This is a genomic window from Timaviella obliquedivisa GSE-PSE-MK23-08B (genome assembly GCA_019358855.1).
GTDB lineage: Bacteria > Cyanobacteriota > Cyanobacteriia > Elainellales > Elainellaceae > Timaviella > Timaviella obliquedivisa.
On sequence record JAHHII010000004.1, the window covers coordinates 274,617 to 291,634 of the forward strand.

Annotated in this window: 18 protein-coding genes; 7 read left to right on the forward strand and 11 right to left on the reverse strand. The window is 45.9% G+C overall.

Annotated features, from left to right (window positions below; all coding sequences use genetic code 11):
• Positions 1-21 precede the first annotated feature (21 nt).
• The gene (locus tag KME11_09630) at positions 22-474 is read left to right on the forward strand and encodes an SRPBCC family protein (protein ID MBW4515472.1); all 453 of its coding nucleotides are present in this window, start codon (positions 22-24) and stop codon (positions 472-474) included.
• Positions 475-491: 17 nt separating this feature from the next.
• Here the strand turns inward: KME11_09630 and KME11_09635 are convergent, their stop codons facing one another.
• Complete coding sequence (locus KME11_09635) at positions 492-1,034, reverse strand: glycoside hydrolase family protein (GenBank protein ID MBW4515473.1); 543 nt, start codon at positions 1,032-1,034, stop codon at positions 492-494.
• A gap of 251 nt (positions 1,035-1,285) precedes the next feature.
• Positions 1,286-1,942 (reverse strand): SDR family oxidoreductase, encoded by a 657-nt coding sequence (locus KME11_09640; GenBank protein MBW4515474.1) that lies wholly within the window; start codon positions 1,940-1,942, stop codon positions 1,286-1,288.
• A 430-nt stretch (positions 1,943-2,372) separates the two neighbouring features.
• On the opposite strand from KME11_09640, the gene KME11_09645 reads away from it, so the two are divergent.
• Positions 2,373-3,086, forward strand: coding sequence for a DUF1997 domain-containing protein (locus KME11_09645; GenBank protein ID MBW4515475.1), 714 nt, complete (start codon positions 2,373-2,375; stop codon positions 3,084-3,086).
• 76 nt (positions 3,087-3,162) lie between these two features.
• On the opposite strand, the gene KME11_09650 is transcribed toward KME11_09645, so the two are convergent.
• Together KME11_09650 and ftsH are read right to left on the reverse strand one after the other, a co-directional pair.
• Entirely contained in the window at positions 3,163-3,948 is a 786-nt protein-coding gene (locus KME11_09650) for a CAP domain-containing protein (protein MBW4515476.1), read from the reverse strand.
• Between the two features lie 444 nt (positions 3,949-4,392).
• Complete coding sequence (ftsH, locus tag KME11_09655; protein MBW4515477.1) at positions 4,393-6,324, reverse strand: ATP-dependent zinc metalloprotease FtsH; 1,932 nt, start codon at positions 6,322-6,324, stop codon at positions 4,393-4,395.
• 250 nt (positions 6,325-6,574) lie between these two features.
• Between ftsH and KME11_09660 the strand changes: the two genes are divergently transcribed.
• Positions 6,575-7,135, forward strand: a complete 561-nt coding sequence (locus KME11_09660) for an NAD(P)H-dependent oxidoreductase (GenBank protein ID MBW4515478.1) — start codon at positions 6,575-6,577, stop codon at positions 7,133-7,135.
• 67 nt (positions 7,136-7,202) lie between these two features.
• On the opposite strand, the gene KME11_09665 is transcribed toward KME11_09660, so the two are convergent.
• Positions 7,203-8,150: a fatty acid desaturase gene (locus KME11_09665; GenBank protein MBW4515479.1), complete on the reverse strand. Its 948-nt coding sequence runs from the start codon at positions 8,148-8,150 to the stop codon at positions 7,203-7,205.
• Between the two features lie 559 nt (positions 8,151-8,709).
• Here KME11_09665 and KME11_09670 point away from each other — a divergent pair.
• Positions 8,710-9,462 (forward strand): tetratricopeptide repeat protein, encoded by a 753-nt coding sequence (locus KME11_09670; GenBank protein MBW4515480.1) that lies wholly within the window; start codon positions 8,710-8,712, stop codon positions 9,460-9,462.
• Positions 9,463-9,548: 86 nt separating this feature from the next.
• Here KME11_09670 and KME11_09675 read toward each other — a convergent pair whose 3' ends face one another.
• On the reverse strand, positions 9,549-9,752 hold the full coding sequence (locus KME11_09675; protein ID MBW4515481.1) for a hypothetical protein: 204 nt from the start codon (positions 9,750-9,752) through the stop codon (positions 9,549-9,551).
• A 382-nt stretch (positions 9,753-10,134) separates the two neighbouring features.
• On the opposite strand from KME11_09675, the gene KME11_09680 reads away from it, so the two are divergent.
• The gene (locus KME11_09680) at positions 10,135-10,479 is read left to right on the forward strand and encodes a hypothetical protein (GenBank protein MBW4515482.1); all 345 of its coding nucleotides are present in this window, start codon (positions 10,135-10,137) and stop codon (positions 10,477-10,479) included.
• Here KME11_09680 and KME11_09685 read toward each other — a convergent pair.
• Entirely contained in the window at positions 10,476-11,147 is a 672-nt protein-coding gene (locus KME11_09685) for an SDR family oxidoreductase (GenBank protein MBW4515483.1), read from the reverse strand. The two genes, KME11_09680 and KME11_09685, sit on opposite strands and share 4 nt — an antisense overlap.
• Positions 11,148-11,164: 17 nt before the next feature.
• Positions 11,165-12,217: a GTPase ObgE gene (obgE, locus tag KME11_09690; protein ID MBW4515484.1), complete on the reverse strand. Its 1,053-nt coding sequence runs from the start codon at positions 12,215-12,217 to the stop codon at positions 11,165-11,167.
• 418 nt (positions 12,218-12,635) lie between these two features.
• On the opposite strand from obgE, the gene gmd reads away from it, so the two are divergent.
• Positions 12,636-13,712 (forward strand): GDP-mannose 4,6-dehydratase, encoded by a 1,077-nt coding sequence (gene gmd, locus KME11_09695; GenBank protein MBW4515485.1) that lies wholly within the window; start codon positions 12,636-12,638, stop codon positions 13,710-13,712.
• Between the two features lie 22 nt (positions 13,713-13,734).
• Positions 13,735-14,685 carry a GDP-L-fucose synthase gene (locus KME11_09700; GenBank protein MBW4515486.1) on the forward strand — a complete coding sequence of 317 codons (951 nt, stop codon included), beginning with the start codon at positions 13,735-13,737 and terminating at the stop codon, positions 14,683-14,685.
• Between the two features lie 79 nt (positions 14,686-14,764).
• Here KME11_09700 and KME11_09705 read toward each other — a convergent pair whose 3' ends face one another.
• From KME11_09705 to KME11_09715, 3 genes are all read right to left on the reverse strand, one after another.
• Positions 14,765-15,607, reverse strand: coding sequence for an ion transporter (locus KME11_09705; protein ID MBW4515487.1), 843 nt, complete (start codon positions 15,605-15,607; stop codon positions 14,765-14,767).
• Positions 15,608-15,626: 19 nt separating this feature from the next.
• Positions 15,627-16,082: a glyoxalase gene (locus KME11_09710; protein MBW4515488.1), complete on the reverse strand. Its 456-nt coding sequence runs from the start codon at positions 16,080-16,082 to the stop codon at positions 15,627-15,629.
• Between the two features lie 113 nt (positions 16,083-16,195).
• Positions 16,196-17,008 carry a DUF3153 domain-containing protein gene (locus KME11_09715; protein ID MBW4515489.1) on the reverse strand — a complete coding sequence of 271 codons (813 nt, stop codon included), beginning with the start codon at positions 17,006-17,008 and terminating at the stop codon, positions 16,196-16,198.
• Positions 17,009-17,018 lie beyond the last annotated feature (10 nt).

Sequence of the window (17,018 nt, forward strand, 5' to 3'; positions counted from 1 at the left end):
TCCTTCATTCTTTAATCTCTTATGACTGACTGGCTAGAACACACGGTTCAAGTAGAAGTGGCAATTCCCATCGATCGCGCTTGGAAAATTTGGTCTGACCTGGAGCAAATGCCGCGTTGGATGAAATGGATCGAGTCGGTGAAAGTGCTGGAAGACAATCCAGAACTTTCTCAGTGGAAACTAGCCTCGGGCGGACTTGATTTTCGGTGGCAGTCTAAAATTACTCGGCTCATCACCAACCAGATTATGCAATGGGAATCTGTAGATGGGCTGCCTAACCGAGGAGCAGTAAGATTTTACGATCGTGGTGAGAGCAGCATCGTCAAGCTGACCGTAGGATATGCTATTCCAGGAATTTTAGGAAAGCTCATGGATGGGCTTTTTTTAGGAAGAATTGTAGAGTCGACGCTTCAAGCAGATATGGATCGGTTTCGGGAGTACGTGGCTCAGTTAGAGACATCTAACGACGTATGAACTTAGGGTCAAAGTGATTAAAGCTCTTCCCGTAGCATTTGCTCATAAATTTGGGGAAGGTCGTTACTGACCGAATTCGTCTCGATACCATAGCCCAAACTTGTCCAAGTGGGCGAAAGAATGCGAAGAACTTCATTGACCCTGCCCTCTCTCAGCATTTGAGACAAGTCAGCACCCCAAGCTTGGGGGTCGCTGAGCCATCGATAGGTGACTTCATCTTGATACTCTGGCACAAAGCTGTAGCTTTCCCAAGGCAAAAACGGGGGCTGAGGATGGTATGACTGGGCTTTGTCTAACCACGTACTGCTGAGCATTTGGTAACGTCCGGCGGCAGTCGTGCAGTCGCCTAAATTAGGTCCTGTTATGATGCGAACACATTGATCAGGATGGTTGCTGAGGTTAGCAATGTGTTCTCCACCATAGAGTAAGGAATAGGGGCGATCGCCACTTGCCTCACTCGCTGAAATTGTTCGCATCATTGCCCGAATATAGGGATCACCCCCCTTCATGACCAAAGGAATCGGAGAACCATTCCCTTGAGGTTCGTTGAAGGGTATCATCTGCCGCCACGAAATCCCTCGTAGTCCACCCGTCCATCCTGCAATCAGCACAAGTGCTGAACAGCTAATCAAACACCACCAAACTCCCGAAGAAGATTCAGCGGCAGTTGTAACAGGGCTGCTGGCAACGAGTTTGTTGGCAAGAGGACATTGATTCTCCGACTTTTTGCTATTAGAAGTCACGGTGGGATGCAATGATAGGTACGACTACAAATTGTTATTCATCATATCCTCACTTCTTCGACCCTAACCTAAACCGCTGCAAATAAAGCCTCAAGAGGTTGAGCCGGACTGTCGGGTTTCGCCACAATTTCAACCACTTTATTGCGGGCGGCAGGCTGAGACAGTGCCTCAACACAGACTTGGGCAACCTTCGTACGAGGAATACTGCCATCAAATAGTTTGTCTGCGCCAGTCATAACAATTTGATCTGAATTATCTTCATTCTTTAAGCCGCCGGGTCGGACAATTGTGTAGGGCACACCACTTTTTTGTAAATAGTCCTCAGCTTGCTTTTTCCAAACCAAAATTAGCCAAAATAAGTTGAGCGGATGGAAGAGTAAGGAAGTACAGAGCGAAGAAACCATGACAAACTGCTGAATGCCTTTTTCTTTGCCAACATCCACTAAGTTTTTCGTGCCCTCATAATCTACTTTGTAGGGCCCTGTCGGGTCAAAACTTGGGGCTGCGCCTGTGGCAGAAAGAATAACTGTGCAGTCTGCGATCGCCTCCCTTAAACTCTCTAACTTCAGCACATCTCCTACCACTAACTCTGCTTCAGCAGGCAACATTGCTCTTGCCTTTTCAAGATCTCGTACCAGAGCCCTTACCGGAATCTGGCGTTCTACCAAAGCTTGAACAATCCGCCGACCTGTCTCACCTGTTGCCCCTGCTACAAAAGCTTTCATAAACTACCCCTATATTTCTTGATTACTGAAGGTTGATGTTAATCTTTTAGTTAAGATCCTTAATGGATTGTAATGAATCCACTATTCATTACGAAATAAACCTGAAAGTTTAAGTAAAGAACTTTGGCAGTTCCTATCTTTTACTTAGTAGAAAAGAGTGTTTTTTATTACTCTCTCTGGAAAAATACTTCTTCTTAGTGTTTCAGTAAATCAATTGAGACACCTCAACAGAAAGGCGTAGATTAGATTCTTTTCTACGTATATCAATCATCACTCTGTAGCAATTTTGCAAGATATGCTGAGTACGTTGCAATCTGCCCCTTCTCTCGATAGGCTGCTAGACTAGGCTCCAGACCTTAGCTATTAACGAGCCAACCCGTCAGTTGGAGAGACGCAACTCGATTCAAGACGATTTTTAGGAAGACTTCGTATGCAGGCAAATCCGGCTGAACAAAACGCTTTCAAAACCACACCCACCGTCTTTGGGGCAACTTCCGGTTTGCTCGAAGCGCAGGACAATCAAGAACTCCTAACCCAGGAGCAACAGCCTATCAGTTTTCATGGCAACTTTGAAAGCTGCATGGAAATGTACACCAACGCCCAAACAGTTGCAAGTTATTTAGATGCCCATCGGAGTTGGTTTCCTCAGTCTGCTCGACCCATGAAAGCAGTTCCTATTGGAGCCAACGGTTACGACTTGACAGTAGGAAGATTTGGGGCGTTTGGATATGAAGTGGAAGCTAAGGTAGGGCTAGACTTGCTGCCTCAAGATCAGGATGTTTATCGCATTCAAACGATTCCGATTCCAGGGTATCAAGCTCCAGGGTACGATGTTGATTTTCAGGCAGCGATGCAACTCACTGAAGTCGCAAATGGTCAGGCATCTGAGCCAGTGACCCACGTGGAGTGGGAATTAAGTTTGCAGGTCACGCTCCAGTTTCCTCGCTTTATTCATGCTATGCCGAGAACTTTGATTCAATCGACGGGCGATCGCCTCCTCAATCAAATTGTTCGACAAGTCTCTCGTTGTCTTACTTACAAGGTGCAGGAAGATTTCCACCGAGCAGTCGGAGTCAAGTTTCCCAAAAAGCGGCGAATGCTTTGGACAAAGGGCAAGGACATGAAACTTGGAGTCAGCGAATAATTAATTCGTAGGCTTATATTTATTTAGAAAGGCGGAATCTTAGGAATTCCGCCTTTTGTCTATCTAGCGTTCCGACCTAAGACTTACCGAAACTCTGAGTCCAGTAAGCGTTGTAGTTAGTAGTTCCAGTATCTTGAGCTAGAAAGAAATACCCTACCCCAATTTCTTTGATAGTGGTATTCAGAATATTTTCTCGATGTCCAGAACTATCAATCCAAGAGTTAACGACTTCACTGGGCGTACTTTGCCCTGCTGCAATGTTTTCTGCCACAGTGCGCCAGTCGTAGCCTACTCTGGAGACGCGATCGCCTACTGAAGAGCCGTCTTTGCCAACATGACTAAAAAAGTCTTGAGTCGCCATATTTCGGCTATGAGTTTGTGCTGCCTGACTGAGCTTGGCATTAAGGGCGAGCGGTGCAAGTCCATTCTTGGCACGAAATTGATTAGTAAGTTTTACGACCTGTCCTGTAAAGCTCTGCACGCTCTTAGTTTCTGCACTGCCTGCCGCCGCTGCCGATAGCTTCAACCGGTACGGGCTGCTACCCTGGGCAGTAACTTGCAGGTAGTAAGTCCCTAGTGCCAAATCTGCCAAATCAAGTTTTCCAACTCTCTTCGATTTGGATGACAGAGTTTGAAAAACTTCATCGGCTTCAACCACTCCGTTTTGATTGAGATCTCGAATCAGATTGAGGCTTGCCGATCGCCCCAAACTTTTGAATCTAATGCTTAGCACACCAGGATTGGTCAAATTAAAACTAAATACATCGCTCGGGTTTCTAGAACTTACTTTATCTCTAAAGGCTGTACTGCTAGGAATTGCAGCAGCCTGTCCAAGGCTGATTCCAATGGGCTGACTAGGCATAGTTTTATTTACTCAGGAACTTTCTTTAATCAGTTCCAGTAAGCAAGTAAGTGCCTAAACAAGTCACCCTAAAATATACCGAGTTTAAGCCTATAGCCTAAGTAGCTCTACGGAGTTTTTGCAGCTTAAAGTCTCTTCCTGTGGTCAAAAGTAAATATGTGGCTGAAAACTTTGCTGTAAAAAAACAGATCTATTGTTTCCCGTATGTCAAGGTTGACAACAAGTGACTAAAGGCAGTCAAGAGGTTCAAAGCTCCGAAAATGCTGAGTAGCTAGTTCTAGGGGATCTCAGTCATCTATTAGTCCGAACAGTGCAAAAAATAGAGATTGCTTGAGAAGTCCAAACAATCTCTATAAAAAGTATGAACGCTTACTCAAGTGCAACTTGGGCAAGCGTTCACCAAAGTAGGATAAAACGACAAATCTATCGCTACAAATCTATCGCTTAGACGTTTTGAGCCGCCAATTCCTGTTTTTCAGGTAGATCTGCGTATTCTGCTACCAATTGCCTAAACTGCTCTCCTTCAATCGTCTCTTGATCCAGTAGAACTTCAGCTAATCGATCGACGAGAGGACGATTCTCCTTAATCAGACGACGAGCTTCGGCATGACAACGAAAAACAATTTCGCGGATCTGGCGATCGATCTTTGTTGCCATTTCTTCTGAACACTCAGACGATTGATTCATTAAATCTCGTCCTAAAAACACTTCTCCGCCACCGCCTTCTAAAGCGATCGGTCCCAGATCAGACATTCCGTAGATAGTCACCATCTGACGAGCAATACTAGCAACACTGCGAACATCGCCTGCCGCTCCATCTGTCACTTCGTCATGACCAAACACTTCCTCCTCAGCGGCTCGCCCGCCTAAAGAGACCGTGATGCGATCGAGAATTTCGCTGCGGCTGTCAATCCGCATGTCTTCACCACTCAGTAAAGGCTTGGCAAAGCCACCAATGCCCCCCGAACGAGGAATAATAGTGACTTTATCAAGGGGGTTAGTGTTTGGCAGGAGAGTCATTAGCAGCGCATGACCAACCTCGTGATAAGCAATCAGTCGCTTTTTTTTGCTGTCTAACAGCGGCGTTAGGGTAAGACCAATGGTAACGCGATCGATCGCGTCATCAATCTCAAGCCCACTGATAGCATCTTTGCGCCGTCGAGCCGTCAAAATAGCCGCCTCGTTGAGCATATTGGCAAGCTCTGCTCCCGAAAAGCCAGGAGTACGACGAGCGATCGCCTCCATCGAGACCTCTGGGTCTAGCTTTTTGTTACGAGCATGAACTTCCAGAATGCCCAAGCGACCCTTGTAGGTCGGTAAGTCTACCATCACCTGCCTATCAAACCGACCCGGACGTAGCAGCGCCGAGTCTAGTACATCTGGACGGTTAGTTGCAGCAATAATAATAATACCTGTATTGCCCTCAAACCCGTCCATTTCAGTCAATAATTGGTTAAGGGTCTGTTCGCGCTCATCATTGCCACCCCCAATCCCAGCACCTCGCTGCCGACCCACTGCATCAATTTCATCAATAAAAATAATGCAGGGCGCGTTTTCTTTTGCCTTCTTAAACAAGTCCCGAACGCGAGAAGCGCCAACCCCCACAAACATTTCCACAAATTCAGAACCCGAAATACTGAAGAAAGGAACGCCTGCCTCTCCGGCGATCGCCCTAGCCAACAGGGTTTTCCCGGTTCCTGGAGGCCCTACTAACAACACACCCTTAGGAATCTTCGCGCCCACAGCGGTGAATCGCTCTGGCTTTTTCAAAAAGGTCACGACTTCTTGAAGCTCTTCCTTCGCTTCTTCAATGCCTGCCACGTCGTCAAACATAATGCCTGTTTTGGCTTCCATTTGAAACCGTGCCCTCGACTTGCCAAAACTCATGGCTTGCCCTGAAGAACCTGCACTACGTCGCAGGAACATCAGCAGCGCCATAACCAGCACAAAAATCAACAACCCATTCAGAATAAAGCCAGTGACGGCGCTACCGTCGGTAGAAGGTTGAACACTTAGCTCAACATTTTTTGTCCGAGCAAGGGCAACTAACTCAGGATTGCGATCGCCTAAAAATAAAGGCACTTCTAAAGGAGCGGTTTCCCGTGGCTTGCCTTTGAGCTGCACAAGAGCCACGTTACGCACCGGGTCAATTTCAACTCTATTGACTTCGCTCGCTTCAATCTTACGGAGCAAATCGCTGTAACTAAGAGCCTGCTGCTGTTCCTTCGGAGCGTTTGCCTGCGCTAAAACTGGACTGCCTATTACACTTTGCAATACTAGCCAGAGTACAGTTGCAGCACCAGTCAATTGTGAACCTGTTCTGCGCTTAACACCCCGAAGAGAGAACCTCGATATTTTTTGCTCAGCCTGCTTCATAAACTTCACTTACCTTTTGATCTCTACCAGGACGTGGTTCTTCCATGCTAGTTCTCAGCCAAGGATTTGACCTCAACGTAACGATATAGGAAGAGTTATCAACAAGATTTTTGAACTTCAAATACCAGTGTACTCTTCTCATCTTAACTATTGGAGGCAGATCTTTCACCTAAATCGTAGTCATATCGACTTCGCCTTGCTAAGATAGAGGAAATAAGTCTGTCTCTTTATCAAAATCGCAGAGGGATCTATGGTGAAAATCGTTGGGATTGTGGGAAGTTTGAGGGAAGGTTCTTATAGTCAGCAAGCATTGAAAGTTGCGGTGCAAAAAGTTGCAGATCTGGGGGCTGACGTGGAAATTGTGGATTTGCGATCACTTCATCTTCCCTTTTGTGATGGCGGTGATGATTACTCTGCATATCCTGATGTGGCAAAGCTGAGTCAAACGGTTAAAGCCGCTGATGGTCTGATTTTAGCGACACCCGAATACCATGGCAGTGTCAGTGGTGTCCTCAAAAATGCCCTTGATCTGATGGGATTTGAAGAACTTTCAGGCAAAGTAACAGGGCTGATTAGTGTCTTAGGTGGGCAACCCAACAGCAATGCGCTCAACGATTTGCGCACTATTCTTCGCTGGGTTCATGCTTGGACTATTCCTGAGCAAGTGGCGATCGGGCAAGCTTGGCAGGCGTTTGGAAAAGATGGTGAACTGCTAGATAACAAACTCGCCCAACGATTTGATTCATTTGCTCGGAGCTTGGTAGAAAACACTCAAAAACTGCAAGGAGCAACTTTGGCTCAGGCATCTTAAAAAGCGGGGCAAGAGTGCCTTGCCCCGATCAAAAGGTTGTTTGAAGTTGGTTTTAATTCCCTAGTTCCTAAGTTTTCTCGGGGGAAGACTTTGAAGCGATCGATCGTACCAACTGCTCAGAGTCTGGTGATGGTTCACTCTTATGACCATGAAATCGAATTCCTAAAAACAAATCATAAATAAAACTCCAAAAGTCTTTCCCTTTCAGCAGCCCTAAAGACTGATGACAGCCTTTGGCATCTAACAAAGGTTGGATGTCTCGATAAGCCTGTTGATAGTTGTACCAAGGGATAGAGGGCCAGAGATGATGAATTAAGTGGTAATTCTGACCCATAATCAAAATATTGAGGATGGAGTTAGGGTAGACTCTGGCATTTTTCCAGCGATCGCGTTCTTGAAAAGGACGATGAGGTAAGTAGTCAAAAAATAGTCCTAAAGCTAGTCCTACCACCAAGGCTGGGGAAAACCAGAAATCGAAAACGTACCCTAAAAAGTCATACTGAACTGCCAGATAAATCACGACACCGACTGCCAAGCGGGCAAGAAACCACTCAAGGAGTTCATATTTTCGCCATAGTTTTCTTTTAAAGAAGAAAATCTCGTGATAGAAGAAACGCGCTGCGATCAGCCAAAGCGGACCACCCGTAGAGACATAGTGATCAGGATCATTCTCGGGATCGTTGACATTTGCGTGATGCTGCATATGGACACGAGTAAATACTGGGAAGGAAAACCCCAGCATTAACGCACTCCCATGCCCCAGAATTGAATTCATGATGCGGTTTTTATGCGCCACATTATGTGAAGCATCGTGAATGACCGTACCCACCAGATGAAGGGCGATCGTATTAATCACGAAACAACACCAGCCCAACCAATCCCAGTACCAGTAGCCTAGGGTCGAAAAGACTGCCATTAACACTGCTAGTAGAAAAACTATCAGCGTTGGGTTAAAAGCACCCGGCGGACCTAACAACTGTCTCGGCACAGTCAGGGGCTTTATTGCCTCCGACATTATGTTTTCACTCCTTAACATCCACTTTGCGTAGTATAAAATACTGGACTACCAGAATAAAGTTTTGTTAAATCAGCTGATTTAATCAGATACTTAGTCAGAATGCTTTTCTTCCTATATGTCAAGCCTACAACGTAGGAAGAAGCAAGAACGACTGAAGTTATTTTCCAACGATTCCTAACCCTCCAAGATTCTCTAAAGCTTTTCAAAATTCATCATGCCTTTATGCAGGAAAGGTGAGTTATTCCGGAAAGGTTCACAAAGCAGTCGAAGCTTTTCCGTAATACTACTGGAAATAGTAGTGGCTTTCGTTGGACGTAGAATTTATTGTCCTTTTGAAACGTACTTATTCTCTTCTGGTTCCTCTTCACCTGTACCCTAAACCGATATTTTCAGCTTTTTGGAGATTTCAGTACTTTCAACCTTACTTTCGTAAGGCGGACACCTTATTAAGTGACATATAGAAACCCTTGTAGAAAACCGAAGCACTAGACACTGCTTATAAGGGTTCTAATAGCAGATTCATTATTCATTAGGCTCTAAACGTTGTGAGGACGATATGGACATTAGCTCTTTTACGGGTCAAAGCAAGCATACAAGACGATTGACCAGAGTCATGGAAACGAAGTCTCATGCAGGTGGCTCTACCCATAAGCGTTGGCAGCCCAAGTCCCACAGAAATCATTCTAGTCCTTCGCAATTGTTACCCTTAGTTTTCAAACCAGAGTCTGATTTGATGCTACGCCAAAGGAGTTTAGCGAAGGCTAAGATGGGTCACTATGATGAGGCGATCGCCCTTTTTACCCAGCTTATTGAGCGTAACCCCCTTAATGCAACTGATTATAGCAACCGTGGCTTAACCTACTTTCAGAGCGGACGACGAGATGAAGCATTTGCAGATTATAGCCGCGCTATTGAGCTAAACCCGCGTCTGGATGGAGCATACAACAATAGGGCGAACTACCACGCCGCGCAAGGACAATTCTTAGAAGCAATCTTGGACTACGATATGGCGCTAGATTTGAATCCTGCGAACATTCGTGCCTGGATTAATCAGGGTATTACGTTTCGGGATTTGGAGATGTATGAACGGGCGATCGAAAGCTTCGATCTGGCGCTCCACTTAGGTTGCCTGAAAGGGCATATCTATGCAGAGCGCGGTAGAACTCATCATCTTTACGGAGATTGGAACTGTGCGATCGCTGACTACCAAAGAGCGATCGTAAACATGCCTGAGACTCTAGCTTCTAATCGCCTTTACTTACAAGTCGAACTTTGGATGGACGAATTGCTTGCACCTTTGCATGGGTAGTCTATGTAGCAATAGTGCATGTAGCCTTAAGCAGCTAGCGTAATGAGCAGGCTTAGCCAGTATTAGTCAATATTAGTCATATATTATCAGTCAATATCGATCGATTGGGGTCCGGAACGACCATTAGCGTACGTAGCTGTTCCTGTAGTAGACGTATGTTGATCTAACCAGCTTTTAACAGGATCGTCGGATAAATTCAGGCGCAGCAACCCAGAAACAAAGCCACCTAAAAACGCTATAGGCTGACCGACTAACTCTTTGACCAGAGGGGTTATTTCAGTTAAAAACATTCTGGGACTCCTTCCATATCTATACCTATTGATCCTAGCGTGAAATTTGGGCATCGCCACAATACCCTGAAGCAGCTATACCTTTAAGAAAGCCCTACCTAGACAAACGCAACGGCTCGTCAGTTTCATAGATATTGTTGTAAGTACTTCTGATCACAAACGGCATAAGAGAAATCAGAGGAAATTTGACTTCATAAACTCAATCCGTTTTCGGCTGACGCTTGTACTCACTACAGAGCCTTTACAGATAGCGCTTTGCCACGCATCAGAGCTATTGCTAGACGCGTGGATAAAGGTTGCGATCGGTAGGGAGTCATTCTTAATTGCATCAATCAACGCAGGCTGCAGACAAAGTAGCTTCACGACAGATTTGGAGGGGCAGATGCCGGAATCTCAGGTTTCTTGGAAGGGTTGGGTTGTAATCGGTATTGTGACGGCTGGGATCACTCCATTTGTGATGGAGTTACTTCCTTCGATCGCCTTGGCTATCTCTAAACAATGGCATTCTTCTACTCACTGTACGGCTATAGTTAGCCAGCCTCAGCTACCGCTTAAAATTCATCAGGCTCCTACTTTAAAGAGCATGGCTAGCATTTGGACACAGCAAGGTTCTGCGGCTCAGGTCATAGTCGTGGGAGAGCAGCAAGGGTGGTATCGGGTAAGTGAACCAACCAAAGGTTGGGTCGAGCGCGATCGCATCAGCGGCGCTTGTTTAAAGGCATTTTAGGAAAAGCTTAAAGTTTCAAAGTCTGCTTGCCCATAGGTCATTTGGCGATCGACCGCCGACAGCACCCGGTTGTCTGCTCGGTCGGACTCTAGGCATTGGCAGACAAGTCTGGCTACATCAGGTCGGTGAATGGTTCCGGCGATCGTTGGATCAGGCGTTAATACACCGTTTCCTGTAGCAGATTCAGACTTCAGCCCACCAGGACGAATAATGACATAGGTTAAGCCGCTGCTAATGAGGTACTGCTCTGCCTGCGCTTTCTCAATCAAGACAGGACGCAAAGTTTCTAGGGCTGCGGGAGGCAAGGCGATCGCGCTATTTCCACTGCCAATGGAAGAGACCAGAATAAACTTCTGCACACCTGCTTTAAGTGCTGCATCAACTAAGTTTTTGTTACCCAAGTAATCTGCCCGCTCTCCGTCTTTAGGAAGTCCGCCGACGGTGCTAATTACTGCCCAAACAGGCTCTGCCAGCATGGCTGCCTCTAGCTCTGTAGAATTGAGAGCATCGCCTCTAACGGTCTTAATGCCTAAGCTTTCTAATTCAGCTTGAGCAGCATCGGTTCGCAACAAGGCTTTGACCTGACAAGCTCTTGTCAGGATCTGAGCAATTTCTCTCCCTACGCCTCGGCTGGCTCCTGCTAAAAAAATGGATTTGTTCTCAAACACAATGATTTCCTTCTGGGTTACGTCGTTTGTAGCGCTTCTACAAGCTGCGCCTCGATCGCCCTCTGAGCTTCTGTTTCCGCATCTAAAACTTGCCAAACCTGCTGCAACAGAGGGTCTAATCCTACCCTTGCCACCGCAGAAATGACGAATACTGGACAGCCACTAAGGTCTTCCAATTGAGCCTTGAGATCTTCTACGAGCGGGTCATTAGGGGCGATCGCGTCTATTTTACTCAGTGCCACAATTTGCGGACGCTCTGGCAAACCTCGTCCGTATGCCATCAGTTCTGCCTGAATCGTTTGGTAAGCTTCAATCGGCGCTTCCTGGGTCACATCTACTAAGTGCAGCAGTACCCGCGTCCGTTCAATGTGCCGAAGAAAGTCGTGCCCTAATCCTGTTCCCAAGTGCGCACCTTCTATTAACCCAGGAATATCTGCAAAAACGGTGCCATCTCCGCTGGGCTTCTGCACGACACCCAAGTTGGGCACCAGAGTTGTAAATGGGTAATCTGCCACCTTGGGACGCGCCGCTGATAGAGCAGAAATCAGAGTTGACTTTCCAGCGTTGGGTAGCCCAATAATGCCAACTTCTGCGAGTAGCTTCAGTTCCAGGCGAATAAATCGCTCTTCGCCAGGTAATCCGGGTAATGCCCGTTCGGGGGCGCGATTGCTGTTGCTGAGAAAATGCTTGTTCCCTAGTCCACCCTTGCCACCTGACGCAATGCAGAGAGTTTGGTTGGTGCTGACTAAATCGCCGATCACCTCGTCGGTATTGGCATCGTAAACCACTGTGCCACAAGGAACTTCGATGATGCGATCGTTTCCTGAAGCACCCGTCATATTTTTTGACCCCCCGCGCTCGCCATCCTCTGCTTTGAAAATGTGGGCGTAGCGAAAGTCGAGCAAAGTCTGCAAGTTATCGACCGCCTTCAGGATCACCGAACCCCCTAGCCCTCCATTCCCTCCGGCTGGACCTCCGGCGGGTACATATTTTTCTCGACGAAATGCGACTTTTCCATCGCCTCCATCCCCTGCTTTAACCTGAATTTCTGCTTGGTCTATAAATTGCATGATGCCATTATCAAGATCTCCCACATGCCATATTAGGTGATTTTGCACAAGTCCTGTTTCTTGAATCAGTCAATCCTTAATGAAAAACTAAGAAACCATCCGGATTTGATATTCTATTGCATGATCACTGGAAAGCTGAGCTTTAGTTAGCTTAGCCTGAGCCAGGGGAAGGTTAAATAAGAATTATGGGCAGGATATGCGTGTCCTGGCATGAATATTTTACTAATGGGTTTTAAAAAAATTGAGCCTTTAAAGAGCCTATTGGACTTTATAAAGAGTACTATCGGCTTCTTAACCCATCAGTTCAAAAAATTCTAACCTTGCTTGCTACAACTATGTAGCTTTAAGCACGTCTAAAAATAGAGATTCCTCGGATATCTATTGCTACTCTCTAAGCAATTCAGAAGGCATACCAAGCATGACGCAGAAGAAACGCGCACTGATCACAGGAATTACTGGTCAAGACGGCTCCTACTTGAGCGAACTCTTGTTGGATAAGGGTTACGAAGTTCATGGCATTATTCGCCGAACCTCAACCTTTAACACCGATCGCATTGATCACATCTATGATGATCCCCACGAGGAAAGCGCTCGTCTATTTTTACATTATGGAGATTTAACAGATGGCACGACGCTGCGCCGCATTTTAGAAGACGTTAAACCCACTGAGATCTATAACTTGGGCGCGCAGTCACATGTTCGGGTTAGTTTTGACTCACCTGAATACACTGTTGATGCAGTTGGGATGGGTACCCTGCGCTTGTTAGAAGCAATCCGAGATTATCAGCACCGAACAGGGATTGAAGTGCGATTTTACCAAGCTGGATCTTCAGAAATGTATGGGAAAGTGCAAGAAGTTCCTCAGAGGGAGGACACGCCTTTTTATCCTCGAAGTCCTTATGCCTGTGCCAAGGTTTATGCCCATTGGCAAACAGTGAACTACCGAGAATCTTATAACCTATTTGCTTGTAACGGCATTTTGTTTAACCATGAGTCGCCTCGACGGGGCGAAACCTTTGTAACTCGCAAAATTACTCGGGCGGTTGCCCACATTGTTGCTGGGAAACAAAAGAAACTTTTCATGGGTAACTTGGAATCTAAGCGCGATTGGGGCTACGCCAAAGACTATGTACAGGCTATGTGGTTGATGTTGCAGCAAGAAACTCCCGATGACTATGTAGTGGCAACTGGCGAAACCCATGCCATTAGCGAATTTCTCGACCTTGCTTTTGGTTATGTCAATCTAGATTGGCACGACTATGTAGAATTTGATTCTCGCTATCTCCGCCCCGCCGAAGTAGAACTGTTAATTGGTGATCCTGCAAAAGTTAAGCAAAAGCTGGGCTGGGAGCCTTCAGTTACTTTTGAACAACTCGTTTATTTAATGGTTGAAGCTGACCTCAAAGCTCTAGGTTTAGTTCCTCTCAACGGACATACCATTCAATCGACTTCTGATAATGCAACTGTTCGCCATAGCGTCAGCCTGATGGCTTAGTCCTCCTTACCTCCTAAAAGCTATGACCTCAACTCCACTTGAATTAAAAAATCAGCGCATCTTGGTGACAGGTGGTGCTGGGTTTCTCGGTCGGCAGGTAATAGACCAGTTGTGTCAGGCAGGAGCCGACCCCAGCAAATTTACTGTGTTGCGATCGCGCGATTACGATCTCCGTCAGATGGAAGCCTGTCAGCGCGCCGTGGATCAACAAGATATTGTCGTTCATCTGGCAGCCCACGTTGGCGGCATCGGCTTAAACCGTGAAAAGCCTGCCGAGTTGTTCTACGACAACTTGATGATGGGCACTCAACTGATTCATGCTGCATACGAAGCAGGCGTGAAGAAGTTTACCTGTGTCGGTACCATTTGCGCCTACCCCAAATTTACCCCCGTTCCCTTTAAAGAAGACGATATTTGGAATGGTTATCCTGAGGAAACAAACGCACCTTACGGTATTGCCAAGAAAGCGCTGTTGGTGCAACTTCAAGCCTATCGGCAGCAGTATGGTTTCGATGGCATTTACCTCTTACCCGTCAATCTGTATGGCCCTGAAGATAACTTCGATCCTCGCAGTTCTCACGTGATTCCAGCACTGATTCGCAAGGTGTACGAGGCACAGCAACGGGGCGACAAACAAATTCCGGTTTGGGGCGATGGTAGCCCTACCCGCGAGTTCCTGTATTCGACTGATGCGGCACGAGGGATTGTGATGGGCACTCAGCTTTATAGCAATGGTGAACCCGTGAATTTGGGAACAGGTATCGAGATCACAATCAAGGACTTGATTACCTTGATCTGCAACTTGATGGAATATCAAGGGGAAATTGTTTGGGAAACTCACCAACCTAACGGTCAGCCTCGACGCTGTTTGGATACGGAACGAGCAAAGCAAGCGTTTGGCTTTATGGCTGAAGTGGGCTTTGAGGCAGGTTTACGCAATACGATCGCCTGGTACCGCCAGAACGCTGTGTAAATCCAACTCATCTTCAGCGTTAAAAATCCTCGACTGTCCAAAAAGGTCGAGGATTTTTATAGTTTAGGGCTGAGAAGTATCAAGGCTTAGAGGTGTGATTTTCTGTAGGATAAAGAATCTTTTGAGTGGAGAGTTCACAAGATAACCCAGTTGTGAGTAACGTATTGCCACAAGACTTACAGTATTGAGCATCAGCATCATGCGCTGCTAAACCACAATCACAGCGAATTTCGATTTGTTTAGAGGTTTTAACCAACTGTTTAATCAAGTCTCCTAATTGCCAGGGAATCAGGGCAATGCCCGTTAAAATCATCAGCACTGTCAATAATCGACCTACTTCTGAAATTGGTGTGATGTCGCCAAATCCTACCGTGGTCATGGTTGCAACCGAAAAGTAAATGGCATCTAAGAACGTGTTGAACTGATCAGGGTTGACAGAATGTTCAACTTGATAAATTAAGCCAGAATACACGAAAACAATAGTAGATAATGTGAACAGAATTCTGATAAATATAACGCTGTCTTCTCGGCTGATGTAACCAAAAATAGTTCTTCCTTCAACAAAGCGAATTAGGCGAAGAACTCGGAACCAACGAAAGATTCGGATGAAGGAAATATCGACAGTCGTTAACAAGAACGGGAGAATTACAAGAAGATCAATTACCCCGTAGAGGCTAAAGACATAGTGAATCCTCCGTTCAGTGCTCCAAAGACGCAACAGATATTCGATGGAGAACAGAGCTAGGATAATTTGGTTTAGGCTATCTAAATAAAAGCGAATATGAGTTGGGATGGCATAAGTCTCTGCTACAAAGATTGCGGAAGAGATGAGCACTAGTCCGGTAATACCCAGATTAATCCATCGTCCCACTGGGGTTTCAATGTCTTCCAAATAGAACCTGATTTTTTGTTGTAGTGACATGAATGGGGAGGGTTTGGAGCTAGGGGCGATCGGCTTCGCCGTTACCGCGAGGGTCGCCAATTTGAGCACAGCTTTCTTCTCCAAAAATTGCGGAAGCGTGAACGTAAAACTTAAACTCCAGTAAATTATAAAAAGGATCTTCTAAAAAAAAAGTGTAATGTTCTAATGGCGAATCGACAAAGCGTTGTTTGGGCATTTGGTAGAATTTTAATTCTTGATGCTGCGATCGCTTCACCAAGGTTTCCCAATCTGTTTTAGCCGTGAACACTAATCCAAAATGCCGAGGATATACGCCTCGCTGCGGTGCCAGTGGCTCATGGGTCATGTGGGCAACGAGTTGGTGTCCATAGAGATTTAGAATGACTGAGTTGGCGTTCTCTCGCCCGACCTGACAGCCCAAACCTTCTGCGTAGAAGGTTTTGGTTTGGGCAATATTGCTAATTGGGAATGCCAGGTGGAATAAGGTAGGTTGCATAAAATTAACGGTAGAGTGTGTCTTTTTAGGATATTGGCGATCGCTAATTTTGCGGAATTTTTTGTGGGATTACTCATTTTCTGATAAATCTTCTCTGCTCTAAATTGAGCCGATTAATCCATTTCAGCAGCCACAATTTCAGCCCCCGACAACAACAGAATTTTTACGATTGCTCCCCCAATGATCATTAAACTAATGACGCAAAATCCAATTCCTACAAAGTTAGGTACCCAAAAGATCGCTTCAATATGATTCATGGCCCCTGGCTTTAATCTCCATGCTAATTGCCCCTCGCTTTTACGAAGTTTAGAAGACAATTTGTCATCAGTTATGGGTGATTGTGCCCACCAAGGAGTTTTGAGCTTGAATTCGAGATCTATCGACTCACTAAGATTGCCCTGGAGTGTGGCTCGGAGCGATCGCAAGTCCAAGTCATACTGCAAGTGCTGACGCTGCCACATCAGCCGATTTTTCGTTTTAATTTGCAACCGAGAAGTGGGCAATTCCGAGTTTTGTGCTGATTGCGATCGAAATAATTGGTTAAACTTTGACTCTAAATCTTTGGCGTTATGAAACGGAATAGTCATGAGCCATTCTTGCGCTTGAGGATGACGAGTGCTACCACCTAATGCTTTTGTGCGTTGTTCTAAGCTCTCGACCCAAGCAGTGGCGATCGCGTCATTAAGATCAGAACTAAGATGGATAGAACCCTGAGGTTTAAAGCGAATATGCTGTACAATTTCGCCATGATTAGCATCATAAAATTTTATGGCTACATCATTGTGAACACAGCCAGAGAGGAATAAAGCTGCAACTAAAATAAACCAGAGAAGACGCAGTTTAATGAACTGATGGAGGATAACATTTGAGATAGATTTGGAAATGGAGTAGGGCGACCTTTTTAGTCTCTGCGAAGCATCACGCATTATCTTAGTT